The following is a 26,972-nucleotide window of genomic DNA, read 5'->3' as shown; positions in this document are numbered from 1 at the left end:
ACCAGGCGTGCCATCGATTTCCATGAGGGCGACACGATGGACGAAGAGGCGTTGAAGGCGCTCATCCGCGCCGCCGTGGCACTCAACACGTCCTCGGATTCCCCACGGCCGAGAAGCCCGTCGGCGCGCTCCAGCGCGACTTATTCGAAAAGTTCGTCCTAGGCCTTCTTACAAACTTGCATAGCGTAGGCATATGCGGATAGCAACAATATGAAGTGCCTCGGTGAAGAAGCGGGCGAGCTTGTCATATCGCGTGGCGATAGCGCGATTGATCTTCAGGTGACCAATCAGGCGCTCGATGTGGTTGCACTCGCGATACAGCTGCCGATCCAGGAGTGTCGGCCGAGGGTGGACACCCTCGCAAGGCGAAAACCTCCCTCTGTCAGATCTCGCAGGATGCTGTCAGCATCGAAAAGCATCATATTCCCTGAAGGCAAGACGCTCATCTTCGCACCCGCCTTCAGCATCTCCCGTTGCTGCGGCTGCAGGATGCAGCGCCGTGCACGTTCCCTTTTAGGCATCCGCCCGATTGGGAGGTCTGAAGGTCTGCAAGCTAAGGCAGTTTAGGCAATGTAATTCCATGCCCTGCAGCTTAAAGACAGGGAGCATTAGGAGGTGGATATGAGCAATTGGAGTGTCTGGGCGACAGGGCGAATGACGATCCTATTCCTTGTTCTCGTCTTGGCGATCGACATTGGCGGCGCTGGAAGCATGCTTGCGATCGGGGCGGCTAAGGCACACGGGCAGAAGATTGATATTCTCTCTGGGCCCTGAAGTCCGTGAGCGCTCCGGTACCAATACCGGTGTGACGATGAACAAGCCCAGGGCAGCCTTCCATCCTGCCCTGGACAATCTATCGGCGGTGATGAGGAGTCATTCCAATGCTGCTCTCTTGAACGGTCGCAGCAGAGAGTGTGACAATCCCTCATGCAATCACTTAGCGTGAGGTGCCCCCGGCGACAGTAACTGGCACACCTCGTGCCCTGTGCCATTCCATGCCGGCAAACCGCCCTGACGCTGATCCAGCTCTCAAGGCTTCATTGGAGCGTGGGAGAGCCAGACGGCGGAACGATGCAGGCGCAGTCTTCTATTTTCTGCTGGAATATCGCGCGGCCGACAAGACCAAAGCCTGTAAAATCTGACAGACGCTTGATTTAGGCTCGATAAGTTAAGAGATGTTTTAGGTATGACTAGTCTTACAAGCAGAGGCTGGGCAATGGAGCCGCAGATCGTAGACAATGATCCAGAGGGTAGACAATGATCCAGAGGATTGCAGCCCGAGTGTCGAATCCAAGGACCCACACTTTCTTCGTGTACTCGGCCCGGGTCTAATCACGGGAGCGTCCGACGACGACCCGAGTGGAATTGCCACGTACAGTCAGGCAGGCGCTCAGTTCGGCTACATGCTGGCTTGGACGATTCTGCTCAGCTATCCACTCGTGGCAGCGGTCCAGATGATCAGCGCCCGACTGGGGCGCACGACTGGTCATGGGATTGCCGGCGTTCTCCGACTGCACTACCCGAACTGGTTCCTCCAGGTGATCGTGATGCTGCTGCTGGTCGCCAACATCGCGAATATCGGCGCGGATCTGGGAGCTATGGCCGACGCCACCCACCTGCTTCTCCCTGGCCCGCGAGGATTCTATATCCTCTTCTTTGCCGGGCTTTGCGTCTATATGCAGGTGTTTCTGCGATACGAGCAGTATGTTGCAGCCCTAAAGTGGCTGACGCTGGCTCTCTTCGCTTATTTTGCGGCAGTGGTCACGACCCATGTTGACTGGACGGAACTCGCGTCCGGTCTATTTCTTCCAACCATCCGATGGGAGAAGGACTATTTCACGACTATCGTTGCGATATTCGGCACAACAATCAGCCCATATCTGTTCTTTTGGCAGTCCGCAGAGGAGGTGGAGGATATTGGCGCACACCCACGCCGACGCGAGCTGATCGATGTCCCAGCTCAGGGTAACGCTGCTCTGCATCGTATTAGAATTGACACTCTGATCGGCATGGCCCTCGCTAACCTCGTTGCACTTGCGATCATCGTCATGGCAGCGGCAACCCTGAAGGCGAACGGGATCACCGACATCCAGACATCCGCTCAGGCTGCCGAGGCATTGCGGCCAATCGCAGGGCAGTTTTCGTTCATCGTATTTGCACTCGGTATCGTCGGCACGGGTCTGCTCGCGGTCCCTGTTCTCGCCGGTTCGGCTGCATATGCTATTGGAGAGGCCCGCGGCTGGCCTGTTGGTTTCTCCCGCCGACCGATGCAGGCGAAGGCGTTCTATGGCACAGTGGCCCTAGCGACCGCGATCGGAGTTCTTATCGACTTCAGCGGTATCAACCCTATCAGGGCTTTGTTCTGGAGTGCTGTGATCAATGGAGTGATCGCGGTTCCGGTCATGGCGGCCATGATGCTTGTCACACGCCGCTCAGATATCATGGGGCCCTTCGCTGTCACAGGGGGGCTACAGGCAATCGGTTGGACAGCCATGGGTGTGATGGCCATCGCTGCCGCGGCCATGTTCATCATGTCTTTCTGAGGCACGTTCGAGATGAAAGCTGACGCCTCTGGGATCCGTCGTAAGCTCGGGACCGAAATCCAGGGGCATCCATGCCCTGACGGACGCTCTCGTGCACATCTTTACAGAGATCACTTGGGGAACTGGTCCCGAAAAACATCTTTATCGGCGCTGGGTCCGCCGTGGCCCTTGCAGCTTCGACGATCGCATTAACGACGCCTGCTTCGGCTTTGCCTCCCCGGATCACCCCAGCCATCATAGGTGCAGGTCGCAGCGAATTAGGTGATGGCGCTGAAGCGGGTCCAGCCAACGCTTGGACGACAGGAATGATTGGATTTCCTCCTGTAGCAGTTCCACCAGCGGCCCAGTACCACGCCCCATGCTACCACGTGGAGCGCCTGTTATCTGGCCCGTGAACGGGGCAGTGGCGGCTGGCGGCATGTCGAGATCTATTGATAAGAAATGAAGTTGGAACAGAACAGCCACTGGGTAGCATTGTGTCACCCAGCGGCGGTCTGATTATTTCTTTCTGTCATTAGAGATAGTGGGGATCCACTACGAATACAAAATTGAGTCAAAGCTCGAACAGCATGGCGCCTCAGTTAACCTTGACGCCCCGCTTCCTCATCTCGGGGAAGCGGGCAGGGAGAGAAGCTCCTTGACTCTTGATGATCATGCTATCCCACGCTTCCCGTGCTGACTGCAACAAAATGTGTACCCTGCTGGCTCTGGACACGCAGAAGGACGATTTTCTTTCCTTCCTTTTGCGCCCTTATGAACTCGGCCCTCACCTCCGCTGGGCTCGATATGGCTTGGCCTCCAACCTCGACAATCACATCCCCAACCTCAATGTCCTTGGCGGCGGCGGCGCCCGAGGGGTCGACATCAACCACGATAACGCCCTTATCACCGGCACCGGGAACAGAAGACGCAGGCGCAAGCCGCAGCCCAAGCTGTGAACCATGATCTAGATGAGTTTCGGCCTGGGCTGTTTTCCCCTCCGGTTGGGTTCCGATCTGAACGCTTGTTGTCTGCTGCTTGCCATTGCGGAAATATGTCAATTCGGCCTTGCTGCCGGGCCCGAGCGCCGCGATCTTACGCGACATTTCGCGAGCATCGGCAATCGCTTCGCCATTGATCGCCGTGATCACGTCTCCAGGCTTCAGACCCGCGTTGGCGGCCGGAGTGCCATCCTCCGTGTCATCGACCAAGGCACCCTTGTCCATCGATAATCCGAGGCCATCGGCCATCTCTTTGGAAAGCGGCTGGATATGCACGCCGAGATAGCCACGTGTAACCTTGCCGCCTTTCTCAAGCTGCGCGATCACGGACTGCACGGTGTCTGACGGGATTGCGAACGCGAGGCCGACGCTTCCACCCGAAGGTGAGTAGATAGCCGTGTTCACCCCCACGACTTTGCCATCGAGGTTGAATGTTGGACCACCCGAGTTACCCTTGTTGATGGGGGCATCGATTTGTAGGAAATCGTCATACTGACTCTCACCGATGTCGCGACCACGGGCCGAGACAATACCCGCGGTCACGGTACCACCGAGCCCGAATGGATTGCCGATGGCAACTACCCATTCACCGACACGCGGTGTTGCCTCGGCGAGATGCACATAGGGATAGTTGCCGCTCTCCACGACCTTAAGAAGCGCGAGGTCGGTCTTCGGATCAGTGCCAATCACCTTTGCGTCGAGAGTGCGGCCGTCATCCGTCACGACTTGGACATCTCCGCTCTGCTCGACGACGTGGTTGTTCGTCACGACATAGCCGTCAGCTGAGATGAAGAAGCCAGAACCCAATACCATGCCTGAGCGATGCTGCCTGTTCTCGCCGAAGCGGCGGAACAACTCACGCAGTTGCGGCGGAAGTTGTTCCAAGTTCTGCGAGGGGAGGGTGCCCTCGCTCGAGGCGACGTCCTCTATTTTCACCCGCACAGCGACGACAGCTGGCTTCACATTATCCACCACATCGGCGAAAGTAGCCGGGAGCAGATCGCGCGGCCCAGCTTGGGCGGGAGGAACGGGAGAGTTCGGCGCAGTTTGCGCGGAGGCCGGCGCCCAGGATTCGACACCCGCTGTGGCCCCGAGAACGCTCGATGTGATAATGGCAATGGCAGCAACGGAGGTGAACACCTGTCGGGAACGCCGACGAGATGTGACAGGACTAAGATTTGGCATGACACCAACTCCTTGAACGAGCCCGACCGCAACAGCGGCGTAATCTCAACAAACATGGGTTGACCTCATGGTGATGTCAGCCTGTGAGATCTGACAGAGACCCCATCGCACAGCGTTCGCCGCCATCCGCTCGAACTGGCCTGCTCATATAAGCGGACGCTCTCCGAGGCGGTGGCTCAGCCCTCGCGTTTCAGGCGAGCCACGCTGAACGCGCGATATGCCAACTGATCGTCTGCTCCCTTCCGCCAAATTCAAGATCGAGTTGTCACCTTGTCAGAACTCGCAGGCTGATTGGCAGACGAGGATCCCCAATCGCTGACGAGTGTTGAATCGGGTGCCGGTTGAGTGTGTATCCGATCCGGACTTGGCGGATCGACTCGCTCCGAAAGAGATCGTCGTCGTCTCAGGGGCGCCGTCGCCAAGTCCGCTTTGAGTGAACTTGTTCTGGGCTCCGCGTATTTTCGGCTTTTATCTGGTCAATATCATCCTGTTTAGCCGGATGGCCGAGCAACTAGGCCTCGGCTGCTTGATGGCAATCGGCAAGTCGCAGCCGAAGGTCTATATCGAGACCGACACAAAGGTCACTCTCAAGGATGTGGTTGGCGTTGATGAGGCGAAGTTCGAACTGCAGAGGGTCGTGGCCTTCTCAAGGATCGGGGAGCCTACTTCCGGCCAAGCGCGGGTTCCGAGAGGAATCCTTCTGACGGGCCCGCTTGGGGCAGGAAAGGCACGTCTCATGCGAAACGCCGTTCAGATCCTGCTTGGTCGCTGATCGGATTTCCGGTGAGAGGTGGGCACGTTCAAGTCGCCTCATTCACGGTCGGGAAAGCGATCTGGCGAAAAGTTCAAACGAGAGCGCCAGCGTCGGCTGATGCTGAGTGCTAGGCAACGCTCCGCGATGCTTCGTAATGGGCCGCGGATCGAGTGGCAGGGGATCAAAAAAGCTATCTGGCGGTACTTCCGCCTTTATCACTCTTCAAAGCCGTATCGAGGCACTGGAGCAAGATTTGCTCGTCGAATGGCTTGCTCAGGAAGCAAGTCGCTCCAGCCCCCAGCAATTGGGCCCGGATTCTCTCATCGGGAAAGGCCGTGATGAAAATAATCGGCGTGCGTTGACCTTGTGCAATCAAGAGGCGTTGCAGCTCGATCCCGCTCATACCCGGCATGTGGATATCTGTAATGAGGCACGATGTATCGTCCGTATAAGAGGACTGCAAGAAATCCTCAGCGGACCCAAACATGTGTACGATCAAGCCAAGCGAGTTCAGGAGACTCTTCATCGCAACACGAACGGCCTCATCGTCATCGATAATGGAAATGACAGGAACCTTGGGCAAGTCGCCCGCCTCCTGCATGTGGGGAACCAAAACATTCCGCTGTGAAGGCGCGGAAATGCAAAGAGTATGATCCGAATTCAGCCCAGCGATATCATACTTAGGTTTATGGACGCTGCGGATGAGTGCATATCTCAGCAATGCTGACTGCTTCCGACAAGTTGGCCAAACTTAGCCGTTAACCCAGGCTGCAATGCCGAAGGCGTGGATGGCGGGAGGAAATCCATGACGGGAAACATACTCAGGCTGCATCTCGCAGCGATCCACCTTGTATAGTTTCGATGGTAGATCCCGCTCTGACTCAAACGGCCCAGCTGTCAGGTTCAACCGCTCCAGCTTTCGGGCGGATGAGAACAAGTAATTGGATAGCCGAAAAGAACCAGGGCAGTGGCGTGCTACCACGCGCAATGGCTCAGATGTTCTCACCGAGAACAATGAACAGTTCGACGGTGACAGTCAAATGTTCGTGGACAACAGCGGTAAGATTCAAGTTGTGTGTTTCGGCGCTAGCGGCTTCAGGGACGTGCGACTTGATGACCGGCCTAAAGTTCTGGGCTCACGTTCTGGAGACGTGCCCAGATTGCCTCGGCAGCCTTGGTGTAATCCCCATCAAAATGGTGGCCACCTTCAAGGGCGATCCGCTGTGCTTGGCCGAGTTCAGGAGCGGTACAGGAGGTTTCGTTGTCCTCCGCTTCGTCCTTGCCGTAGATGCACTGCGTCCGTTCGAGCGGCAGTTGGGCGAGCAAGGGAGGCAGAGGCGCACTCTCAGTCGACGCCGCACCAACGAAGCCCTCGACCGTCACCTCGAAATCTGCATTCGTGCCAAGGCCCAGGAGAGAAACGAGGGAGACGCGGTCCTTCACACTCTTCGGCAACATAGGCCAAACATTTGGCATGATATCGGCGCCAAACGAGTACCCGATGATAGTATAATGGTTGGTAGCGAACTCGGTACCGTAATGGTTTAAAAGCAGAGCCAGGTCAGCCGCCACTTCGCCAGGACTTCTCTTTGACCAGAAGTAGCGCAGCGAGTCCATTCCGACGACCGCGATTCCTCGGTCGGCGAGCCACTCACCGATGGACTTGTCGATGTCGCGCCAGCCGCCATCGCCTGACACAATGAGCGCGAGCCCCTTCACTCGGCCATCCGGTTTGATGATCGAGACAGGCAGTTGTGAATAGCCGTGCTCGCCTGTCTGGCTGAGTTGGCTTGCGCTCTCAACCAAGGCTTGCCGCGTCGAGGCGTCGTCCTGCGCCGGCACGAATTCCGCGTTTTCCTCGGGCTTCTGAAAGGCCTCTACGCGCTGACGCTCGCTTTCGGGCGCGATGACCCGCCAGGGGCCGGGCAGATCTTCCTCGCTGGGAAGAGCGAAGAGACCGTCTCCAGCTGGATCCAGCCATGGATCGAAGCAATAGGTCCGGTCGGACCGTAGAACCGGCTGGAAACCGATGCTGATCGCGCCGCCTAATGTATTCGCGGGAGCCTGAGCCAGAGCAGCATAGGCGAAAGCCGAGCCGTCACCACGACCTGCGAGAACGGGGAAGAAGTAGTGCTGGAGACCGAGTTTGCGTTGCACAGCTTGGGCAAGATCCTTCATGTCGTCGGAGACATAGTGGCACTCATCCGAGGGAGGAGACTTGGCGAGCTCTGCGCGAAAATTCTCGAAATTGAACGAAACTGCAATCAACCCGCTCTTCGCGAGAGCGATTGCATCCTGCTGACGCGTCTGCGCATGTGGCGCGTCCTCCACCAGGATCACGAGACCGCGTGCGGGCCGGTCGGAACGAACCACATCGACAGTGCCGAACTCGTCAATTTCGATAGAGGCGGTGGATATGCTGGGCGTCGCTACAGCCGACCACGTGGAGCGGCCGAGGAGAACCCCTCCGAGTGCGAGAGTACTCAGTGCCGCTACGATGATGAGGCCGCGGAATGTGATCGTTGCCTTCATGATTTCGCTTCCCTAGTCATGCTTCTGGCCGGGCTGCCCGAGATGAGACTCGTCACGTCGAGCAGGATCTGCGGAAGCACCCATCCACCGGGACAGGCGAGATAGCGCGGTTCCCAGACAGGTCCGAATTTCTCCTTGTAGGCCCGAAGCCCCCCGAAGCCATAGAAGTTCTCGCCGTTACGGGCCACGAAGGCTGCGATCTTATGCCAGCTCGGAGCAAGGCGGTGGCCCGACAGGCCTGAAAGGGGAGCCATGCCGAGATTGAACCAACGATAGCCGCGGCACTTTCCCTCCTGCATTAGGCTGACGAACAGAAAATCCATGATACCGGGGATATGGGGCAGGTGGCGCATAAGATCGACTGTGATCTCGCCGCTTCGTTGGCCGTACCAGATGTTGGCGAAGGCAAGGATTCTGCCCTCGCGTTGAACCACTGCGACATCGAAGCGGGAGAGATACTTCTCGGACCAGAAGCCCATGGAAAAGCCTTTCTCCACAGCATTTCTGTCCGCAAGCCACGCATCGGACACCCCTCTGAGCTTGAAGAGATGGGCTGGCACCTCGACAGCCGGGATGATGGTGAATTCAAGGTTTTCGCGCTTGGCGCGGTTGAGCGCAGCGCGCCAATCCCTGCCAGCCTTACCCTCAATGGTGAACGTGGTGAGATCGACACGAGCCTCTTCTCCGAGTTTGACAAGCGAGAGACCTCCGTCGAGATAGAGTGGCAGATAGGCTAGGCTTACCTGGTAGAACACCGGCCAGCCATCATGCCGATCGACCTCCTCCAGGAACCGCCACATGAGGTCTGCCGCATGCTCGGGATTGCCGATTGGGTCGCCCATGGCGATCCAGCTCTTGCCACGTACCGCGTACATGAGAAAGGCGTCACCTTCCTCATGAAGGAGGAAGCGCTTGTCCTCAAGCAACGCGAGGTACGCATCCGACCGCTCGGCATGAGCCAGAGCGGGCGCGAGGACGTCAGGATTGAGAGGCTCGGCTTCGTGCATAGGCGCCGAGCCGTGGATCATCGCATAGAGCGAGACGCCAGCTCCCGCAATTACTGCGACGAGGCTGCTGCGCAGGAATCGTGATGCATCGTCATGCCAGCTGAACTGCCACCAAAGGTCATGGCTGTAGGCAACGTCATGAAATGCTGTGAAGCCGAGCCAGATCGTGCAGCCGACAATGAATGCGATGGCGATGTGCCAGCGGGGCTCGAGAGGTTCCGCGAAGATGCCAGCCTTGCGGTAGAATGCCGGGCGATGGGTCAGGAGAAGGAGCAGCACCGAGCCGAGAACCAAGGCTTCCTCCCAATCGAAGCCTTTGGCGAACGACACCACCATTCCAGCGCCAATGACGATCACGGCAAGAATCCACGCGCTCTCGAGACGGCGCATCAGGCCGCGGGAGAGAATGAGAAGCGCTACTCCGGCAGTACTGCCAACAAGGTGTGACACCTCAGCGAAGGGCAGCGGCACGAGATGCCTCAGCGCCCGGATGCGCGAGTAGTCGCTTGGCAGGGCGCCGGAGGTGAGGAGCACAAGACCACCGAGAAAGGTCAGTGCCGCGAGGGCCATCGGCACAAACGGCAGCATCAGCCGCCGAATGCGCCGGACAGCCTTGGCCAGCTTCGTGTCCGTACGGCGCAGTTCGTGCGTGACGAAAAGCGTAATAGCGAGCAGGAAGGGGACTAAGGTATAGGTGAACCGCCAGATGAGCAGCGCTGAGAGCAATTCCGCGGTCGGGACACCCGGACATGCAAAGAACACCGCTGCCTCGAAAGAGCCAAGCCCGGCGGGGACATGACTTGCCACCGCAAGCACGATGGCGCCAGCGAAGATCGCCGTGAAAGCCGGGAACCCGAAGGTGATCTGAGAGGGCAGGAGAACCCAGAGGGAGGCTGCGGCCGCAGACACGTCGATCAGCCCGAGACCTATCTGGACGAGAGCGGCTTTGCCGCCCGGAAGGCGGACCCGTGCCTCGCCGCTCCCGATCTCACGGCCGCCTTGGCGGCTCCACAGCAGCCAGACGGCGAGGGCGGCAATAAGGGCAACGCCAATACCCTGATTGAGGCGAGCAGGAAACCGGTCGAGAGCGGCGAGCGCCTGCGGCTCCAGCAAAGCGCCGAGGCCTAAAACCGCGGCCATACCAATCCAAAGCGTAAGCCCCGCGACCGCTGTCAGCTTCGCCACCTCGGTGAGCGATAACCCGGCGGAGCCATAGATGCGCCAGCGCACAGCGCCTGCCGTCACCAAGGGGAAGCCAAGGCTGTGGCCGATGGCATAGCTCGTAAAGGAGCCGAGAGCGATCTGTCCAAGCGGCACGGATTTCTCCGTTACCACTCGGAGCGCGAGGGCATCGTAGCCGATAAGCGCAGCGTAGCTGAGAGCGCTGAAGAGAAGCGATAGCTCGATCAATGAAGGCGGTTTGCTTACGGAACTCTCCATCACGGCCTGCACATCAAAGCCAGTGGCGATTTTAACGAGCAAAGCTGCAAGGCCCATGAGGATAATCAGGGGCAGCGCAGGAACTGCCCAACGTTTGAGAGAGTGGCGGAGCGTGTCGGACATCGCTGAAGACATCTTCATGCTCCAGGACGACGGAGGCGTGTTCTCCGCCTGAGCGGCCGTCGCGGTTCGGAGGGCATGGGACGACATGGCAGCAATCTCTTATCCGTCGGAGAGGCTGGAATGGATTAGGTCAGTCTGTCGCAAAATGCTGCTCGCTAATTGTGGGCAGCAATCTAGCAATTCACGTTGCTGACCATAGAACCGATGCTCTAGGCTTGTGGCAGCAGGTCTCTAAATCAGCGTACAGAACGCTTGCTACTTCGAGCGAGCGATGATCCCAGTCCATCGCTGTCTCCTGTTTGTTGATCCGGCATCAATAGTGTGAGTAGAGTTGCGTGGTGTCAGCCTGTGAGAACTGACAGGGGCTCGGCCGCACAGCCTGTCTCATGGAGATCTCCGAACGTCCCTGCTGCAACAGACAGTTGATAGAGATGAGCCAGGTGCCGAACGTAAGGCTCTCGGTTGTGCTGATGGCGCTGCTCGAGCTCCTCCGCAAGCCGATGCCGAATAGGATCAGGGTAGATTAGGAGGCTCCCAAGCTTCATGTCATACCAGTGATCTATCTCGCTAAGAGCCGCCAAATCATCTTGGATTGCGAGCTCAAGATTTGGGAAGGATACTTCGCACTTTTGAAGATCTGAGGGTAGTTGGATCATGCTCGTTTCTCTGTTGCCCCGGAGGCAGCCCTATGCATCCCTGAGGGTCCGGGTAGGGGAAGCCCGCGTAACCCCTGGTCGGCCGGAACCGTTAAATCATCTGCATGCATCTAATTTAAATGCGCGCACGGCTCTCCTGTCAGATCTTGCAGGCTGACACTTCTGATTCCGAGCGAGAGTGATTCAGAACGAGCCGTGGAGATCAACCCCAACATTCTGAACGGGGTCTGCCGGAACTGCTGAGCTGAGCCATTGACTCTGCAGAAGCCAGTCCATGCGATCTGCTTATGCACGGAAGGGACGGCGAGCGGTAGATACTGGAAATGGTTATCCTTGTCTGCCCGGCTGCGAGGGATCTCGCCTGTTGGGAGTGGAAGCACGGCATATAGGCGGTTCCAGTTGGGCATTCTCGGCAAGATTGCTGATGCGGTATTTCGCACGCTCCCAGCAGGCATGAAGCTATCTGAACGTTGGCAAGCCGCTCGGATCCGCAACTGTGGCGGCCGCTTTCCCGGTAGTCATAGCTTAGGTGGGAGCCGCTCAAAACTGTAACAGAACCATCGAGGCTGCCGCGCATGTCATCAATGAGACTTTACGGTGAGATTCTCGGCGGGCCAGTCTTCTGCCGCAAGACCGGCCCGCCGGTGCTCACCAATTATAGCGTGGTGCTATTTATTGGCACTTGCAAGAGCTTTTGCCTTGGCCTTTGCCTCTCGCATCTCCTCGATAGCTTCGTCGTGCTGGATGAGCTCGACCTTGTAGCCATCGGGATCCTCGATGAATGCGATCGTTGTCCTACCGAATTTCACCGGGCCTGCTTCGCGGGTGACCTTTCCGCCGAGGCGGCGTACGTGATCGCAGGTAGCCGCGACGTCTTCCACACCAATTGCAAGATGTCCGAAGCCGGTTCCGACCTCGTAACCGTCATTCTTGCCCCAGTTGTAGGTCAACTCGATGGTGGCTTCCGATTCTTCATCGCCATAGCCCACGAACACCAGCGTGTACTCGCCCTCGGGCACCTCAATGCGTCGCAGCACGTTCATGCCGAGGGCTTTGGTGTAGAAGTCGACGCTCTTGGGGAGATCCTTTACTCGGATCATCGTGTGCATATAACGCTGCTTCGCCTCTGTCATCTCAAACCTCCGTTGACATGAGTTTTCGGTTTTCTGTCCAGCGGCCGGAAGCTGGAGCCAGTGTATGGCCCCTAGTGCTTGCGAGCCTACTCGTGCCGGGTTGGCGCTCCGCGAAACGCCGGCGGTTCGCGCGGCGGCGGAGAGCGTGACTGGCCACGAAAATTGCGATGGTGATACCGGTGATCATCGAGGAGACCGCCGCAATTGTCGGGCTAATATAGAGCTGCATCGTCTGCCACATCCGCACTGGCAGGGTGGTTTCGCCGGGGCCCGCCAAAAAGAGTGCGATGATGAACTCGTCGAAGGACACCATGAAGGCGAACAGAGCACCCGACAGGATACCCGGACGAATGATCGGCACGGTGATGCGGAAGAAGGTCGTGGCCGGGCCTGCTCCCAGTGAGCTAGCCGCCCGCTCAAGGGTCGCCGGATAGCCCTGCAGGCTCGCATGAACGTTCAGAACAGTGAACGGGATGGCGAGGATCACCTGGCCGAGAACGACGGCAGTCCAAGTGCCCACCATTTGCAGGCGCGCGAAGAAGAAGTACAGCGCCAGGGCGAGAACGACGGTCGGCACCATTAGGGGCGACATCATCAGACCCAGTAGGATCTTCTTGCTCGCGCCTGTCATGCGGTGCAGCGCCAGTGCCGCAAGAGTGCCCAGCGTCGTGGCAATCGCCATCACCGCCAAAGCGGTTACAAGGCTGATCCAAGCCGAATGCAGCCACTGCTCATTCGACCAGAAGTCCTCGTACCAGCGCAGCGAGAAATCCCGCGGCGGGAAGCGAAGATATTGGTCGCCGTTGAAAGAGATCGGAACCACCAGAAGCGTAGGAACGACCATAAAGCCGATTACTGCGTGGGCGAACCAAGCCGTCCAGGGCGCCACCCGGGGAGTATTCGATGCTGTGTTCATGACGATGCCGGGACAAGGTTTTCGAGGCGGGCGAAACGGCTGTATACGAAGAGAAGAATGATCGTAGCCGCGAGCAGCATGATTGACAGGAGAGAGGCCGAATTCCAATCACCCAGAAGCACAACCTGCTGCTGGATCAGGGTCCCGACCATCATGTCGCGCCGTCCGCCCAAAAGAGCCGGTGTGACGAAGAAGCCGAGCCCCATGATAAACAGCAGGAGGCAGGCAGCTGACAGCCCGGGGAGGCTCAGAGGGAAGAACACGTGCCAGAAGGCGCGAACCGGGCTGGCGCCGAGAACCTGCGCCGTCTGGGACAAGCGCGGCTTGATGCCGACCATGACCGAGTACATGGTAACGATCGCATAGGGAAGCAGGATCTGGACCATGCCGATGGCGACGCTTCCGCTGTTGTAAAGGAGACGGACGGGATTGCTGATGAGATTCGTGCTCATCAGGGTGGAATTGATGACACCCGCATCCTGAAGCAGTGCGATCCAGGCGTAAGTGCGAACGAGAAGGCTCGTCCACAGCGGAAACATGATCAGCAGCATGTACTTGCCCACCTTCTCGGAGGGCAGACGGGAGAGATAGTACGCTGTCGGGTAGCCGAGCAAGACCGCCACAACGGTGACGACGAGCGCCGTTCTGAACGTCGTCATCATCACACGCTGGTAGCTCGGCTCAACCAGAGCCTCACCCAATGAGGCGATGCCGGAGCCGACGCCGTTCTGGAAGGGCGAATAGAGCATGATAAGCGCCGGCGTGACATACATGACCAGCATGTACGCAAGACATGGTGCCATGAGCCAGCTGCTTTTCCGCAACATTCCGCCCTCCCGCATTTGGTGCCGTCAGCTTACTTCGTCAGCCACGCGCTGTACTTCTTGTACGCGTCCGCCATGTTCGTCGACCACCAGCCGATATTGGACAGCATAGTCTTGCTCAGATCTTCCGGCTTCGGCTGATACTTGAGAGAGGCGGGCTCGATGAGTTCCTGTGCCTTCGCGTTCGGCGGCAGAGTGCCGAGCCTGCTCGCGATCTTGGCTTGGACTTCCGGGCGCATTGCGAAGGCGATCAGCTTCATGGCAGCCTTCGGGTTCTTTGCACCCTTCATGACCGTGAAATAGTCCTGATGTACGATCGCCTGATTCCAGACACGGGCGACAGGCTGCCCTGCCTTCTCAGCTGCCGTCACGCGGCTCGTCCAAGCCGTCCCCAGACAGGCTGAACCATCAGCGACGAGTTGGATCGACTGCGCGCCACTGTCCCAGAAGGTGACGACCTTGGGCTGGATCTTGTCGAGCTGCTCGTAGGCGAGCTTCAGATCGACAGGATAAACCTTGTCGATCGGCATACCTGCCGACAAGACGGCCGCTTCCAGGTTGTCGATGGGGACGTTACGCATGACGCGCGGGCAGTTGTACTTGGCAGTGTCCCACCACTCGGCCCAGCTCTTCGGCGGATCCTTGATGAGATTAGTATTGTAGGTCATCACCAGGGCATAACGGCTGGAGGGAGCCGCGTAGGTCTGGGCTACTTCAGGAGATAGGCCTTCCTTTGGCACGACATTCCAGTCGATCGGCATCAGGATACCATCCTGCGTCGCCTGGGCCACGTCCGTGTCACCGGTGATGAAGACGTCCCAGACGACGTTGCCGGAGCGGCTCATGGCCTGCGCCTTGCCGATGGCGGTCGTGTGGTCGGCGATCACCTTGATCCCCGTCTCCTTTTCGAAGGGCTCATACAGCGCTGCCGCGAGCGCCTCGGCCTGCGCGCCGCCGGCATCCGCGACCACCACGGTTTCCTGCGCGACAGCCGGCGCGGCCGCCAGCAACAGCGCACCTGCGGCTCCAGCGATGAGCGCCGAGCGAACCGTGAGCGTGGTCGATTCTCTGGTTTGACTGGTGAACAATTTCATCCTCCACTCCTCTGTAGGTCGTGCGATGTGAGAGCGCTTGCCGATGCGCTCGGCGAAGATCGGACGGTTGTTGCGAACCGGTCCAATCGTCGCTCATTCGGCCGCTTCGATGACGGCTTCTGGGCGTTTGTCGTTGGGGAGAAGCACCATGTCGCGTGTCTCCCAAACAAGGTGAATCTGCTGGTTGGGGCTCAAGGATACGCTGCGGGAAGGGATGCGAGCGGTGACGATCTGCCCGCTCGGGAGAATGGCCTGGAGGCTGCTGCTTTCCCCGCGATAGATGATATCCCGGATCGTGGCCTGAAAGGCGACCTCTGTGGTCTGCGGCTGAACGGATGTGGGCTCGACCCGGATGTGCTCGGGCCTGACCACCGCAATCGCTTCGCCATGGACCGGCAGATCGCGCTCGCTCTTCACTCGAACCGATGCGGAGTTGAGGAACCCGAGCACGTATGTGTTGTCCGGTGTGTCGCTCTTCCGGGTCAGAACGCGGCACTCCAGGAAGTTGGACTCGCCCACGAAACCGGCGACGAAGACATTGCTCGGCTTCTCATAGATGCTGGATGGAGTGCCGATCTGTACGATCTCTCCCTCGTTGAACACGCAGATGCGATCGGACATCGTCAGAGCCTCGCTCTGGTCGTGAGTGACGTAGAGCGTGGTGATGCCCATCTCGCGCTGGATCTGCTTAATTTCGAGCTGAAGGCGATCCCGCAGGAGGCGGTCGAGAGCTCCGAGCGGCTCGTCCATGAGAAGGATCGCCGGCCGGTAAACGATCGCGCGGGCAATGGCGACCCGCTGCTGCTGACCGCCGCTGAGTTGCACCGGAAGGCGATGCCCGAAGCCGCTCAAGCCGACGATCTCCAGGGCCTCGCCCACCCGAGACGTAATGTTTTTCTTGGACATTCCACGCATGCGCAGAGGAAAGGCGACATTCTCCTCGACCGTCATGTGAGGGAAAAGGGAGTAGTCCTGGAAGACCATGCCGATGTTGCGCTGGTGCGGAGGAACATGAGTAATGTCCTTGCCGCCGACTTCGATGCGTCCACTGCTGGGCAGGATGAAGCCTGCGACCATCGACAGCGTGGTCGTCTTGCCTGAGCCGCTTGGACCAAGAAAGGTCACGAACTCGCCGCGCTCGATTTCGAGAAAGACATTGCGGACGGCAGGTGCCGAGGAGGCATAAGTCTTTTCGACATCGATGAGGGACAGGTATGACATGCACATCTCGTCTGGAAAGAGCGCTGGTTGGGAGGTCTTCGGGCGGCCGTCAGAACCCGGCCTTCGGCTTTGGACGGGACCCGTCGATAAAGCGGGAGTAGCGGAAGGGTGTTGGATCCACGATCGGAGCATCGCCTGCGACGAGGTCCGCCGCGAGCTTGCCCGCGCCTGGGCCAAGGCCGAAGCCGTGGCCTGAAAATCCGGTATTCAAGAAAAGGCCCGGCAGGGCTTCAACCTTCGAGATTACCGGCACTGCGTCGGGCGTGATGTCGATCAGCCCCGCCCATCTCTGAGCGATCTTTGCCTGAGAGAATGCCGGAAAAGTCTCGATCAGGCTGCGGTGGGCGCGGCTCAGGAATAGGTCGGTGGCCGGAGGGTCCAGGACGCGCAGCTTCTCGAACGGAGAAACCTGATCAGGCGACCAGTGTCTTGGGCGGCGCCACTCGCGGAGCGCTCGGCTGCCGAACTTCGGCCGCAGCCGCTTCCAGGACTTTTGCAGCATCGGGAGGTAGTCGAATGCATAGCGGAAACTGTCTGGGGTGAACTCGGTCTTGGTGTGGAAGGGATCGCCGATGTTGTAGCCACCATCCAGGCGCTTCCGGAGCGAGAACTTGTCGGCATAGATTGTAGGGCCGACCGGGCCATCCATCGGCTCGGTTCGCATCGCTGAGGCCTGGACGAGTAGTTGCGGCAGGCGGATATCAAGGTTGCCGCAAAAGATGGTCGACCAGCCGCCGCCCGCGAGCACGACTGCATCGCAAGCGATGCGGCCACGTTCTGTGATGACGCCCGCAACTTTTCCCGCCTGGATGTCGATGCCGCGAACCGCGCAATGGGTGAATATCTTGGCGCCGCGCTTTCTGGCGCCTTCCGCGATTGCCGAAGCTGCCTTCTGCGGTTCGGCGCGGCCGTCGTTGGGAGCGTAGAGAGCCCCCTTGAACTGCCTGCTGGCACCAGGAGCCAGTTCCGCAATCTCTCCCCGGTCCAGGAACTTGGCCTGAATCTGAAGGAGTTTAGCTTCGCTCAGCCACTCCTCTCCAATCGCAAGGTTTTCTTCCGTGTCGTACAGCCGAAGAGAGCCGAGGCGTCGGTAGCCGGTCTCGGCACCGATGAACTCATTCATGTCTTTCCAGAGGCGCGCGCTTTCGAGGCAAAGCGGCAGTTCGCGCATGTCGCGACCGCGCGCGGTCACCCAGCCCCAGTTCCGGCTCGACTGTTCACCGGCAATATGCCCCTTTTCGCAGAGGGCCACCGAGATCCCCTTATCGGCGAGAAAGAGGGCTGTGCTGGAGCCAGCAATACCGCCGCCGATGACAACGACACCCGTTCTTTCCGGCAGGCGCTCGTCCGAACAAACGGGATCAACAATAGGTCCCACGGTCCTCTCCATCGATCTTTTGACTGCGCTCGGCTCGGCCATGATGCGTAATCATGTCCCTCATCGTTGCCCCAAGGTTGTGATCAATCTTTCTATGTGTCAACGAAAAAGTTTACATGCGTAAAAGTTATATGCAAGACTACCTCAGTTACATCTTGCCGCTCGATAATTTTCAGTAGGGGAACTATATTGCGTCAAAAGGGCGAGCGATTAGAAGAGTGGGGCGGGGAGACCGAGTTCCTCATATCCACAGGTGTGGGGGAGGAGGGTACCGACGCATGAGCAATCGCAAGATCAGGAACATGGAAGAGTTTGCGCAGGCGACAGGGATCTCCCGTCCAACTCTGTCCAAATACTTCGACAACCCGCAGGCTGTCAGAAAGTCGACCCGCGAGCGAATCGAGCAGGCATTGGAAATCTACCAGTACCGCCCGAGCATCTTCGCCGTGAACATGAACCGGAAGCACCCGCGCAACATTGGGATTGTCGTTCCGCTCATTTCAGACCCGTTCTATACCGAGATCGTGCGGCAGATTGAGATGCGTTGCCTTGAGCAGGGGTATTGGGCCGTCGTCCTTAGCTCGCACGGCGACCCGCAGCTCGAGGCGCGAGCCATTCAGACCCTGATGTCTCTCAAGATTGCCGGAGCCATAATCGCGCCTCTCGGTTTCCAGTCGAACGTTGCCTTGATCCAAGATCTTCAGGCGCGTGTCCCATTACTGTATTTCGACTCTCGCCTGGAGGACCTCACGCCCTTCGTTGGCTCCGACAACCATCAGAGCGTATCGATCATGACGGAGTATCTCTGTCGAACCGGGGCGCACCCGACCTATCTTGGAATTCCACCAGTGAATCTGAATGCGCAGGAGCGGCAGGATAGCTATGTCGCCACGATGGAGAGATTGGGGCTTGAGCCAATTGTTGTCGAGACCGACGTCAGAACCTGGGACTTTGAGGAGTTCGGCTTCAGTCAGATCATGCGCATGATCGATCAGAAGGCCTTCCCGACGCAGACAATTCTTTGTGCCAGTGATCGGGTTGCATTTGGGGCTATGGCTGCAGCCTACCAGAGGGGACTCAAGGTCGGTCGTGGGCCGGACTGCGATTTGCGCATTGCCGGACACGATGATCACCCCTTGAGCAAATATATGTGCCCGCCGCTTACAACGGTCGCGCAGGATTACCAAAGGATGGCTGCGACGAGCTTCGAACGCCTGCTCGCCAAGATCAACATCGACAACGAGATCTCGAATGATCAGCAGTACGAGGGTGTGACCCTGCTCGAGGCCAAGCTGGTCATGCGCGACTCCGCGTAAGGGTTCTGTCGCAAATCGTGACTGAAGCTGGAGAGATGAAAACGAACTTCGCTCCACGTCATGCGGCGAGGATCTCGAACTGTTCCTGGACAAAGCCTACATCAAGGTCCGCGGGCGCTGGATGTATCTCTACCGGACCATCGACAGCCATGGCGACACGGTTGAATTCTGGTTCAGTGAGCAGCGAAATCTCACAGCCGCCAAGCGGTTCCTACGCAAGGCGCTCAAGCGGCACGGCCAGCCCGGAAGGATCGTCATCGACGGGAGCCAGACCAATCGAGAGGCGACCGCATCCTGCGATACGACAAATCGGTTGCAGGATCGATCACGACGAAAGCACACACCGATCCACATCCGCCGGAGCGCCTATCTCGACAATCGGATCGAGCAGGACCATCGTAGTATCAAACGCCGGGTCCTGCCGATGCTCGGCTTCAGGTCGATGGATGCTGCTCGCACTGTGCTGAGCGGCATCGAAACGGTCCACATGATGCGCAAGAGGCAGGCAAAGCATGCCTGCAACTCGAGCCTCCCGCTCGCAGAGTAGTTCGAGCGGCTCGCCGCATGAGCGGATACGAACCGCCCTGAGATCTTTCTGTCCACGGTCGGAAATTGCGACAGAGCCCAGGTTCGGACTCGATTTCGCAGATTGCCGGACAGATACCGGAATGCAGGCGCAGCGGTAGCGGGAGAGCTCTGGGTGGCGGCTCCCCCGGTTGATAACGGGATCAGCCTTTGAGGGCAGTGACGACCACCTCGATCAGGGCGCCGCCCCCCAGATCCGCAACGCCGACGGTGGCACGCGCCGGGAGATTGTCGCCGAAGAACTCGGTCCAGACCGCGTCCATCTCCTTCTTCTTCGACAGGTCAGTGACAAAGATCGATGCAGACACGACCTTCGTCGGATCGCTGCCGGCTTCCTTCAGGTATCCGGCGATCTTGCCCAGGATGTTGCGGGTCTGCTCGCCCATCGAAACACTTGTGTCATCAGCGATTGTACCGCCGATATAGACGAAGCCGTTTGCCTCGACGGCACGATGCATGATCGGCGTACGGATATTTCTCTGGATTGTCATGTCGTCCTCTCTTGGGTTGAAAGAAAATCAGGTGGCGAAGCGCTCGATGCCTAGTCCATCGATTGGCGTATTCGTGTTACCGGCGGCAATGAGTTCGGCCATCACTGCGCCAGCTCCTGGCCCCAGCTGAAAGCCGTGAGCCGAGAAGCCGAACTGGTGAAAGATGCCTTGGTGAATGCGACTTTTCCCGAAGACCGGAAGATCATCTGGCATGCGGGCTTCAATTCCCGCCCAGGCACGCACGATCGCGGCTCCGCGCATAATCGGAAACAGATCCCAGACAGTTTTGGCGCTCTCGGCGAGCTTCACCCAGTCGAGAACGGTGATGTTCTGGTCCCGCAAGGCTCGCCCGAGATGACCGCCGCCGATCAGGACTGTGCCATTCGCGAACTGTTTGAACGATAACTTGCGGCTGCGCAGGATGACCACCGGCTTGATGAAGTGCTCCACTCTTGCGGTGATCATCAGCATCGGCGCGATAACCTCGAGTGGCACGGGCTCCCCAAGGCAGGCCGCAATGCGGTCGGCCCATGCTCCGGCCGCGTTGACGACGTTGGCGGCACGGGCAGTTCCAGCATCCGTAGTCACCATCCAGGCGGATCCGTCAGCCTTGATGCCCGTCACACGAACGCCTTCACAGAAGCGCACCCCCAAGGACTCGGCCTTGCGTCGGAACGCCTGCGTCGTCTTGAACGGAATCGCCGCGCCGTCGCGACGGGAGACGATCCCTCCGGGACAAGTTTCCGAAACGGCGGGGACCAGGCTGCGAAGCTCTTTAGCGTCGATTAACTCCTCATGCGAGAAGCCGAGACTGTTCAGTTGGGTCACACGGGCCCGGAAACTGTCATACTCTTCCTCACTCTCGGCCACGAGGACCTGTCCGTCCGAGGTGAAACCGCAATCGTCATCGACGAGATCCGCGATGCGGTGCCATAGCCCCATGGAATAGGTCGAGAGCGGAATTTCGGCCACGTGCCGCGCCAACTGACGGACGCCTCCGGCATTCACACCGGAGGAATGACGCCCTGCGTGGTCCTTCTCGATAACGAGGACCTTAAGCCCGCGCTTAGCACAATGCAGGGCCGTCGAGCACCCATGGATGCCCGCCCCAATAACGATCACATCGGGAGATTCTTCCCCGAACACACCGCTCACCGCTCGACTGCCTTGATGGCGGCTGGTGTTTTCGGCAGCGCGGCCAATTCACCCAGGGTAATCGGCTTGATTGGTGGGCGAAGCCGATAGCCGCCGACCTCGCCGGGCGAGACACCCCGCGCGTCGGCGATCAGCTCGGTCACCGTCAGCCCACAAAGCCGTCCTTGGCACGGCCCCATTCCGCAGCGGAGAAACGACTTCATCTGATTAGGGCCGCTCACGCCCAAGGCTACAGTTTCACGCAGCTTCCCGGCCGTCACCTCTTCGCACCGACAGACAATCGTGTCATCTGCGGTTGGGACACGGAATGCCTTGGCCGGCTGGTAGAGCACGTCAAGGAAGCGCCGTCCTCGGCTCGCGCGTATCAGCTGAGCCCGGACCGGGGCAGCCGTCCGGTCGCGTTCTTGAGCCGAGAGGCGTCCGAGACGATGCCCGGCACCAAGCGCGGCGAGACGTCCGCGCAGCGCGGCGCCCTCGGCGCCAGCAATTCCTGCGCCATCACCAGCGATTGTGAATCCCTTCACAGACGTCTCATACCAGTCGTCGGTCTGTGGCACCCACGTGAGTTGGTCCTCGTCCCAGTCGAGAGCGCAACCGACCGCATTCGCGAGGTTGATATTGGGAACCACACCTTGATGCAGCAGTAGAACGTCACACGGAAGCTCTTCCTCCTTTGATCCATGGCGGAATCGCACACTCGTGACCTGGTTGTCGCCATGAGCCGAGATCGCTTTGACGCCGCGCACGATGCGCATGCCTCGATTTGCTCCCAGGAGAAGCTTGAGACCCTTGCTCAGGTAGGGCGAACGCAGGAAGTCCGGTGCGTGTCGGATCGCACGCCCCCAGTTTTCGAGCGGGGTCGTGTCGAGCATCACGGAGATCTTCGCTCCAGCCGCCCGCAACTGAGCGGTCAGGAGGTACAGGAGCGGCCCCGATCCGGCCACCACGACCTTCCCGTCCGGGACAAGACCCGACGTCTTCAAGGCAATCTGAGCGCCTCCTGCGGTCATGACTCCTGGCAAGGTCCAGCCAGGAACGGGGAACGGACGCTCCAGAGCACCTGTCGCCGCGATGACCTGCCGCGCCTGAATCACACGCGCAGCTCCGTTTATGGAGACGCCTACCTCCATACCGCCGGTCGCATCCGGGCTGTCGGGCGCCGGACCAACGCTCCACACCGTTGCTCCGGGCGCATATGAGGCTTTACTGGCCTCCAACGAACGCACGAGATCCGTTCCGCGCCAGTAATCGGCGCCGAGGGTCTCTTTTGCCGTCACCGGAGTTGTGGTGATGCCGCGATAGATCTGGCCGCCGGGCGCCGGATTCTCATCGACGAGCACGGCTGAGAGCCCCAGCTCAGCGCCGGTTGCGGCCGCAGCCAAACCGGCAGGTCCGGCTCCGATGATGAGAAGATCGTAGCACTCGGACAAAGCGGCAACATCTTTGATTGTTTTCATGCTGCGTCTCCCTTGGCCGGCAATTCCGACGCAATCGAACGAGCACCCTTCTGGGTTTCGACCACCATGCCTTCAGCCACGGGGATCAGGCAGCCTTGCCGGTTGCCGATACCATTGATCGTGACAAGACACTCAAAGCACACTCCCATCATGCAATAGGGCGCGCGTGGCGCTCCCGAGACGGGTGTAGTCCGGCAGCTTTGTATGCCGGATGCGAGCAGAGCCGCCGCAACCGTATCGCCCAGCCGTGCAGTGGCTGGATGGCCATCGATCGTAAAGGTGACGGTCTCGCCGCCAAGGTCAGGCAGCCGACGAAACATGGAACCTCCGGGAGCTAAATGCTTCGAGGGACGCAGGAAGCGTCCCCTCGAGAATATGATGGGCGAGAGTGAGAGCATGGTTGGCCGCCAGCGTCACGCCTGAATGGCAGGTCACGACAAAGGCACCGGGATAGCTCTGGGACTGGTCGTAAATAGGAAAGCCATCGGGACTCATGACTCTCAGTGCCGACCACGTTCGCACTACGTTGAGTCCAGCGAGCAGCGGAAACATGCGTACGGCGCGCTGCGCCATGAGGGAGATGACGGGCGGTGTGACAACGGTGTCGAAGCCGAGGTCCTCCTGACTATCGCCAATCATGACGCCGCCCTCGTCGGTCTGCCGCACCGTCACGATGGGGTGATGCAGGAAAGGCGCGGCCTTCTCGGTCACGATGACCTGCCCCTTGCTCGGCCGTACTGGGGCGTGAAGCCCGACCATGGGTCCGAGCCGCGCATTGCCGAGACCGGCCGCCAGCACCACCTTTTGGACGCGTACCTGCCCCCACGGGCCGTCGATCAGGAAGCCATCGCGATCCGGCTTGATGGATTCCACGTGCGAGTTCGGGCGGTAGCTGACTCCAGACCGCGCCATTGCCAAGTGGAGAGCGCGAAACAGACGCAACGAGTTGACGTGACCGTCCAGGGGACAGAATACCGAGCCGACGACATCGGGACCAATGGCCGGCAGGCGCCGTTTGGTCTCGTCGTGGTCCAGGATTTCGTACGGGTACTGCACCATTCTGGGCTGATTGTGCAGGCGGCGCATCGCGTTGATGCGAGCCTCCAGCTCGGCCTCAGAGAGGCACAGCATGAAACCGCCCGGTTGGTGATGGGCCACGTCGATATCTGTCTCATCCCGCAGGGACTTCGCCAACGTGCTCCACTGTTCGGCCGAGGTTTTGGTCCAGGCCGCATACTCCGACATACCAAGCCCTTTGGACTGGACCCACACCAGAGCGAAGTTTCCGCGGGAAGCGCGGTAGGCGATGTCACCCTCGTCAAGCACGAGCACGCGGGCGCCACGCTGAGCGAGGCCGTAGGCCGTGGCCGATCCGACCAGGCCACCCCCGATGACAGCGATCTCGGCTTCGGAAACGGTTTTGCTGTTCTGTGTCATGGCTCTAGCTCTTGGCGCTCCCGAGGAAGAGACGATCGAGACCGAACAGTCGATCGAGCACGATCATCACGACCGCTGTCATCAGAATCAGGGACGCCGAGACGGAGCTGACGAGCGGATCGATGTTGTCCTGAATGTATAGGAACAACCGGACAGGGAGCGTTGTGGTCGACGGCGAGGCGATAAACACGGTCATGGTCACCTCGTCGAATGAGTTGATAAAGGCCAGCACCCATCCCGACACCACACCAGGCATGATGAGCGGCAGTGTCACACGGCGGAAGGTGACGAACGAGTTGGCGCCGAGGGATATGGCGGCATGCTCGATACGCTGATCGATCCCGTAGGAGGCCGCCAGCACCAAGCGCAAGGCGAACGGTAGGACGACGATGATATGGCTCAGGATCAATCCCAGGAAAGAGCCACTCAAGCCGATCTGCGAGAAGAACCGGAGGAATGCAATGCCAAGAACAACGTGTGGGATCATCAACGGCGACAGAAACAATGCCGTGATGGCTTCTCGCCCAAGAAAGCGATAGCGGGCGATCGCCAGAGCCGCCGGGACTGCAAGCCCTATCGCAATTGTCGATGAAAGCGCGGCAAGCCACAGACTGTCCCGGAAGGCCCGGAGAAACTCCGGATAATTCCAAATGGCTTTGAACCACCGGAGGCTGAACCCCTTCGTGGGCAGCGACAGATAACTTTCTGGAGTGAAGGCCACCGCACACACCACAACGATCGGCGCGAGGATGAATACGACGAAGATTGCATGAAAGGCCAGAGCGAGAGGACCGTTGCGGCTCATTCGAACACCTGTGCGTAGCGCCGTTCGATCAGGCGGTTTGATCCGACAATGATGGCAATGAGCGCAACGAGGAGGATCATCGCAATCGCCGCGCCGAGGGGCCAGTTCAGCGTGTTAAGGAACTCGTCATACGCCAGAGTGGCCGCGACCTTCAAACGCCGCCCTCCGATGATCGCGGGCGTCGCGAAAGCGCTTGCGGCGAGCGCGAACACGATCACCGAACCGGAGAGGACTCCAGGAATGATTTGGGGCAGGACCACCCGTCGCCAAACTGTAAACGCGGGGGCTCCGAGCGACATCGCGGCATTTTCAACGTCGGAGTTGAGACGCTGCAGGGCCGCCAGCACTGCCAGAACCATGAAGGGGACTAGAACGTGCGTGAGTGCAATGATCACGCCGGTTTCAGTGAACATCAAATCGACCGGCTCGCGCGTGAGCCCCAGTGTGAGCAACGCTTGGCCGATCAATCCGGTCGACCCGAACAAAAGAGCCCATCCCAATGTCCGGGCGACCACGGATATGAGCAGCGGCCCGATGACAACCAGGAGAAACACACCTCGCCACCGGGGCGTCATTCGGTTCAGGATATAGGCTTCGGGTACGCCGATCAGGACGGCGATCAGTGTGACGAACAACGCGATCCGCAATGTTCGACCAAAGATCTCGTAATAGTAGTCGTCGACGAGAACTTCGTGCCAGTTCTTGACGGTGAACTCGGCAACGATCCCTTTGTACTGCCCCCAATCGTAGAACGAGAGGAGTGCCGTCATCACGAGCGGCGCGATCACAAGGCCGATGAAGACGAGGAGGGCCGGACCGCTGAGGAGCAGCGGGGCGAGCTTAGGGTTCGCCGTCATCACATCGCTCCTGAGGTTGCGATCAGAAGATCGTTCTCACCCCAAGCTAGACGAACATTTTCACCCTCCGACGGCACCGCCACACCATCGTTTTGGCGAAGAACAATAAGAGCGCCAAGCTCCGTTTCAATGTGGAACAGCCAATGCGTCCCTTGAAAAACCCGCGTGTGAACGCGACCTTGCACGCCAGGCGCCGGATCATCAACAAATGCAATCCGCTCCGGGCGAACAGTTACGGTCACCGCTCCGGACAGGGATCGGTTCGGGACCGGCAGGCGAAAGCCCGCCATGTCGACAACCTGTCGGTTGCCCTCGTTCACCACTTTTGCCGAAAGAACATTCGTTTTGCCAAGGAAGTTTGCGACGAATGCGCTGGCTGGCCGGGCGTAAGCCTCGTCCGGTCGTGCGATTTGCTCGACCCGCCCCTTGTTCATGATCACGATCCGGTCCGACAAAGCCATGGCCTCACCCTGATCATGCGTCACCAGAATTGTCGTCGTCCCAACGGAACGCTGAATGGTCCGAAGCTCGGTTTGCATCTCCTCCCGCAGTTTGGCGTCGAGGTTGGAGAGGGGCTCATCCAGCAGCAGGATCGCAGGTTGGATCACCAACGCGCGGGCTAGCGCCACACGCTGCTGTTGACCGCCCGACATGCGGCGTGGGTACCGGTCAGCCATTCCCGTCAGCCCGACGAGATCGAGGGTCTGCTTGACACGCTGCTCGCGCTCGGCGCGAGGCACGCCTCGCATCTCAAGACCGAAAGCTACGTTCTCCGCGACTGTTACATGCGGAAATAGAGCATAGCTTTGAAACACGACTCCGAGCCCACGTTTGTTGGGCCTGACACCAAAGAGATCGGTGCCGTCGAGCATTGCACGACCTGAGGTTGGCTCGACAAACCCCGCGATCATCTGCAAGGTGGTGGTCTTGCCACAACCTGACGGTCCGAGGAGCGAGATGAACTCGCCCCTCACGACCGTCAGGTCGAGAGCGTCGACGGCCAACACGCTGCCGTAAGCCTTGGTCAGCCGCTCGAGCGCCAGATAGGACATCGGTCAAATCCTTTTGAAGATGAGGTCTGGA

General features: G+C 59.2%; 22 protein-coding genes and 2 pseudogenes. 6 read left to right on the top strand and 18 right to left on the bottom strand.

Features of this window, described 5'->3' with window-relative positions; all coding sequences use genetic code 11:
- The 3 genes and pseudogenes from AA309_RS36880 to AA309_RS25775 all read left to right on the top strand — a co-directional run.
- Window positions 1–162: pseudogene (locus AA309_RS36880) on the top strand (DUF1801 domain-containing protein); the annotation flags it as partial.
- A gap of 459 nt (window positions 163–621) precedes the next feature.
- Window positions 622–774: a hypothetical protein gene (locus AA309_RS35480; protein ID WP_160310548.1), complete on the top strand. Its 153-nt coding sequence runs from the start codon at window positions 622–624 to the stop codon at window positions 772–774.
- 464 nt (window positions 775–1,238) lie between these two features.
- On the top strand, window positions 1,239–2,543 hold the full coding sequence (locus tag AA309_RS25775; protein WP_047191868.1) for an NRAMP family divalent metal transporter: 1,305 nt from the start codon (window positions 1,239–1,241) through the stop codon (window positions 2,541–2,543).
- 656 nt (window positions 2,544–3,199) lie between these two features.
- On the opposite strand, the gene AA309_RS25770 is transcribed toward AA309_RS25775, so the two are convergent.
- On the bottom strand, window positions 3,200–4,708 hold the full coding sequence (locus AA309_RS25770) for a Do family serine endopeptidase (RefSeq protein WP_047191867.1): 1,509 nt from the start codon (window positions 4,706–4,708) through the stop codon (window positions 3,200–3,202).
- Between the two features lie 439 nt (window positions 4,709–5,147).
- On the opposite strand from AA309_RS25770, the gene AA309_RS25765 reads away from it, so the two are divergent.
- A complete protein-coding gene (locus AA309_RS25765; protein WP_047191866.1) occupies window positions 5,148–5,480 on the top strand; it encodes a hypothetical protein in 333 nt (110 codons plus the stop codon).
- A 172-nt stretch (window positions 5,481–5,652) separates the two neighbouring features.
- On the opposite strand, the gene AA309_RS25760 is transcribed toward AA309_RS25765, so the two are convergent.
- The 9 genes from AA309_RS25760 to AA309_RS25720 form a co-directional block, all read right to left on the bottom strand.
- Window positions 5,653–6,045 carry a response regulator transcription factor gene (locus tag AA309_RS25760; protein WP_047191885.1) on the bottom strand — a complete coding sequence of 131 codons (393 nt, stop codon included), beginning with the start codon at window positions 6,043–6,045 and terminating at the stop codon, window positions 5,653–5,655.
- Window positions 6,046–6,584: 539 nt separating this feature from the next.
- Entirely contained in the window at window positions 6,585–7,994 is a 1,410-nt protein-coding gene (locus AA309_RS25755) for an AcvB/VirJ family lysyl-phosphatidylglycerol hydrolase (protein WP_052955005.1), read from the bottom strand.
- Window positions 7,991–10,651, bottom strand: coding sequence for a bifunctional lysylphosphatidylglycerol flippase/synthetase MprF (gene mprF / locus AA309_RS25750; protein ID WP_052955004.1), 2,661 nt, complete (start codon window positions 10,649–10,651; stop codon window positions 7,991–7,993). The genes AA309_RS25755 and mprF overlap by 4 nt, the downstream gene beginning before the upstream one ends.
- Window positions 10,652–11,888: 1,237 nt before the next feature.
- Window positions 11,889–12,353, bottom strand: a complete 465-nt coding sequence (gene gloA, locus AA309_RS25745) for a lactoylglutathione lyase (RefSeq protein ID WP_047191865.1) — start codon at window positions 12,351–12,353, stop codon at window positions 11,889–11,891.
- Between the two features lies 1 nt (window position 12,354).
- Window positions 12,355–13,269: an ABC transporter permease gene (locus AA309_RS25740; protein ID WP_052955003.1), complete on the bottom strand. Its 915-nt coding sequence runs from the start codon at window positions 13,267–13,269 to the stop codon at window positions 12,355–12,357.
- Window positions 13,266–14,072 carry an ABC transporter permease gene (locus tag AA309_RS25735; protein WP_160310547.1) on the bottom strand — a complete coding sequence of 269 codons (807 nt, stop codon included), beginning with the start codon at window positions 14,070–14,072 and terminating at the stop codon, window positions 13,266–13,268. The genes AA309_RS25740 and AA309_RS25735 overlap by 4 nt, the downstream gene beginning before the upstream one ends.
- Before the next feature lie 53 nt (window positions 14,073–14,125).
- Window positions 14,126–15,187 carry an ABC transporter substrate-binding protein gene (locus AA309_RS25730; RefSeq protein WP_047191863.1) on the bottom strand — a complete coding sequence of 354 codons (1,062 nt, stop codon included), beginning with the start codon at window positions 15,185–15,187 and terminating at the stop codon, window positions 14,126–14,128.
- 93 nt (window positions 15,188–15,280) lie between these two features.
- Window positions 15,281–16,408, bottom strand: coding sequence for an ABC transporter ATP-binding protein (locus AA309_RS25725; protein ID WP_200902053.1), 1,128 nt, complete (start codon window positions 16,406–16,408; stop codon window positions 15,281–15,283).
- A 49-nt stretch (window positions 16,409–16,457) separates the two neighbouring features.
- On the bottom strand, window positions 16,458–17,786 hold the full coding sequence (locus AA309_RS25720) for an NAD(P)/FAD-dependent oxidoreductase (protein WP_047191881.1): 1,329 nt from the start codon (window positions 17,784–17,786) through the stop codon (window positions 16,458–16,460).
- Between the two features lie 278 nt (window positions 17,787–18,064).
- On the opposite strand from AA309_RS25720, the gene AA309_RS25715 reads away from it, so the two are divergent.
- Entirely contained in the window at window positions 18,065–19,102 is a 1,038-nt protein-coding gene (locus AA309_RS25715) for a LacI family DNA-binding transcriptional regulator (protein ID WP_047191861.1), read from the top strand.
- A gap of 85 nt (window positions 19,103–19,187) precedes the next feature.
- A pseudogene (locus tag AA309_RS25710) lies at window positions 19,188–19,649 on the top strand (IS6 family transposase); the annotation flags it as partial.
- Between the two features lie 181 nt (window positions 19,650–19,830).
- Here AA309_RS25710 and AA309_RS25705 read toward each other — a convergent pair.
- The 8 genes from AA309_RS25705 to AA309_RS25670 are packed head-to-tail and all read right to left on the bottom strand — an operon-like array spanning window position 19,831 to window position 26,941.
- Window positions 19,831–20,178 (bottom strand): RidA family protein, encoded by a 348-nt coding sequence (locus tag AA309_RS25705; protein WP_047191860.1) that lies wholly within the window; start codon window positions 20,176–20,178, stop codon window positions 19,831–19,833.
- A gap of 27 nt (window positions 20,179–20,205) precedes the next feature.
- Window positions 20,206–21,324, bottom strand: coding sequence for an NAD(P)/FAD-dependent oxidoreductase (locus AA309_RS25700; protein WP_047191879.1), 1,119 nt, complete (start codon window positions 21,322–21,324; stop codon window positions 20,206–20,208).
- Between the two features lie 5 nt (window positions 21,325–21,329).
- Window positions 21,330–22,790: an FAD/NAD(P)-dependent oxidoreductase gene (locus tag AA309_RS25695; RefSeq protein WP_047191859.1), complete on the bottom strand. Its 1,461-nt coding sequence runs from the start codon at window positions 22,788–22,790 to the stop codon at window positions 21,330–21,332.
- Window positions 22,787–23,110 carry a (2Fe-2S)-binding protein gene (locus AA309_RS25690; protein WP_047191858.1) on the bottom strand — a complete coding sequence of 108 codons (324 nt, stop codon included), beginning with the start codon at window positions 23,108–23,110 and terminating at the stop codon, window positions 22,787–22,789. The genes AA309_RS25695 and AA309_RS25690 overlap by 4 nt, the downstream gene beginning before the upstream one ends.
- Window positions 23,091–24,227 (bottom strand): NAD(P)/FAD-dependent oxidoreductase, encoded by a 1,137-nt coding sequence (locus AA309_RS25685; protein WP_047191857.1) that lies wholly within the window; start codon window positions 24,225–24,227, stop codon window positions 23,091–23,093. Before AA309_RS25685 ends, AA309_RS25690 begins: the two co-directional genes overlap by 20 nt.
- A gap of 4 nt (window positions 24,228–24,231) precedes the next feature.
- The gene (locus AA309_RS25680) at window positions 24,232–25,032 is read right to left on the bottom strand and encodes an ABC transporter permease (protein WP_047191856.1); all 801 of its coding nucleotides are present in this window, start codon (window positions 25,030–25,032) and stop codon (window positions 24,232–24,234) included.
- A complete protein-coding gene (locus tag AA309_RS25675) occupies window positions 25,029–25,889 on the bottom strand; it encodes an ABC transporter permease (RefSeq protein ID WP_047191855.1) in 861 nt (286 codons plus the stop codon). Before AA309_RS25675 ends, AA309_RS25680 begins: the two co-directional genes overlap by 4 nt.
- Window positions 25,889–26,941, bottom strand: coding sequence for an ABC transporter ATP-binding protein (locus AA309_RS25670; RefSeq protein ID WP_047191854.1), 1,053 nt, complete (start codon window positions 26,939–26,941; stop codon window positions 25,889–25,891). Before AA309_RS25670 ends, AA309_RS25675 begins: the two co-directional genes overlap by 1 nt.
- Between the last annotated feature and the right edge of the window lie 31 nt (window positions 26,942–26,972).

It is taken from the genome of Microvirga vignae (assembly GCF_001017175.1).
Taxonomy (GTDB): Bacteria; Pseudomonadota; Alphaproteobacteria; order Rhizobiales; family Beijerinckiaceae; genus Microvirga; species Microvirga vignae.
This window is presented reverse-complemented; position numbering and strand designations above follow the sequence as displayed.

What these genes read in the sequence shown, in the direction of transcription:
- AA309_RS35480 (WP_160310548.1), top strand. Translation starts at nt 622, where the DNA reads ATGAGCAATTGGAGTGTCTGGGCGACAGGGCGAATGACGATCCTATTC.
- AA309_RS25775 (WP_047191868.1), top strand. Translation starts at nt 1,239, where the DNA reads ATGATCCAGAGGGTAGACAATGATCCAGAGGATTGCAGCCCGAGTGTC.
- AA309_RS25770 (WP_047191867.1), bottom strand. Translation starts at nt 4,708, where the DNA reads ATGCCAAATCTTAGTCCTGTCACATCTCGTCGGCGTTCCCGACAGGTG.
- AA309_RS25755 (WP_052955005.1), bottom strand. Translation starts at nt 7,994, where the DNA reads ATGAAGGCAACGATCACATTCCGCGGCCTCATCATCGTAGCGGCACTG.
- mprF (WP_052955004.1), bottom strand. Translation starts at nt 10,651, where the DNA reads ATGTCGTCCCATGCCCTCCGAACCGCGACGGCCGCTCAGGCGGAGAAC.
- gloA (WP_047191865.1), bottom strand. Translation starts at nt 12,353, where the DNA reads ATGACAGAGGCGAAGCAGCGTTATATGCACACGATGATCCGAGTAAAG.
- AA309_RS25740 (WP_052955003.1), bottom strand. Translation starts at nt 13,269, where the DNA reads ATGAACACAGCATCGAATACTCCCCGGGTGGCGCCCTGGACGGCTTGG.
- AA309_RS25735 (WP_160310547.1), bottom strand. Translation starts at nt 14,072, where the DNA reads ATGGCACCATGTCTTGCGTACATGCTGGTCATGTATGTCACGCCGGCG.
- AA309_RS25730 (WP_047191863.1), bottom strand. Translation starts at nt 15,187, where the DNA reads ATGAAATTGTTCACCAGTCAAACCAGAGAATCGACCACGCTCACGGTT.
- AA309_RS25725 (WP_200902053.1), bottom strand. Translation starts at nt 16,408, where the DNA reads ATGTCATACCTGTCCCTCATCGATGTCGAAAAGACTTATGCCTCCTCG.
- AA309_RS25715 (WP_047191861.1), top strand. Translation starts at nt 18,065, where the DNA reads ATGAGCAATCGCAAGATCAGGAACATGGAAGAGTTTGCGCAGGCGACA.
- AA309_RS25705 (WP_047191860.1), bottom strand. Translation starts at nt 20,178, where the DNA reads ATGACAATCCAGAGAAATATCCGTACGCCGATCATGCATCGTGCCGTC.
- AA309_RS25695 (WP_047191859.1), bottom strand. Translation starts at nt 22,790, where the DNA reads ATGAAAACAATCAAAGATGTTGCCGCTTTGTCCGAGTGCTACGATCTT.
- AA309_RS25690 (WP_047191858.1), bottom strand. Translation starts at nt 23,110, where the DNA reads ATGTTTCGTCGGCTGCCTGACCTTGGCGGCGAGACCGTCACCTTTACG.
- AA309_RS25685 (WP_047191857.1), bottom strand. Translation starts at nt 24,227, where the DNA reads ATGACACAGAACAGCAAAACCGTTTCCGAAGCCGAGATCGCTGTCATC.
- AA309_RS25680 (WP_047191856.1), bottom strand. Translation starts at nt 25,032, where the DNA reads ATGAGCCGCAACGGTCCTCTCGCTCTGGCCTTTCATGCAATCTTCGTC.
- AA309_RS25675 (WP_047191855.1), bottom strand. Translation starts at nt 25,889, where the DNA reads ATGACGGCGAACCCTAAGCTCGCCCCGCTGCTCCTCAGCGGTCCGGCC.
- AA309_RS25670 (WP_047191854.1), bottom strand. Translation starts at nt 26,941, where the DNA reads ATGTCCTATCTGGCGCTCGAGCGGCTGACCAAGGCTTACGGCAGCGTG.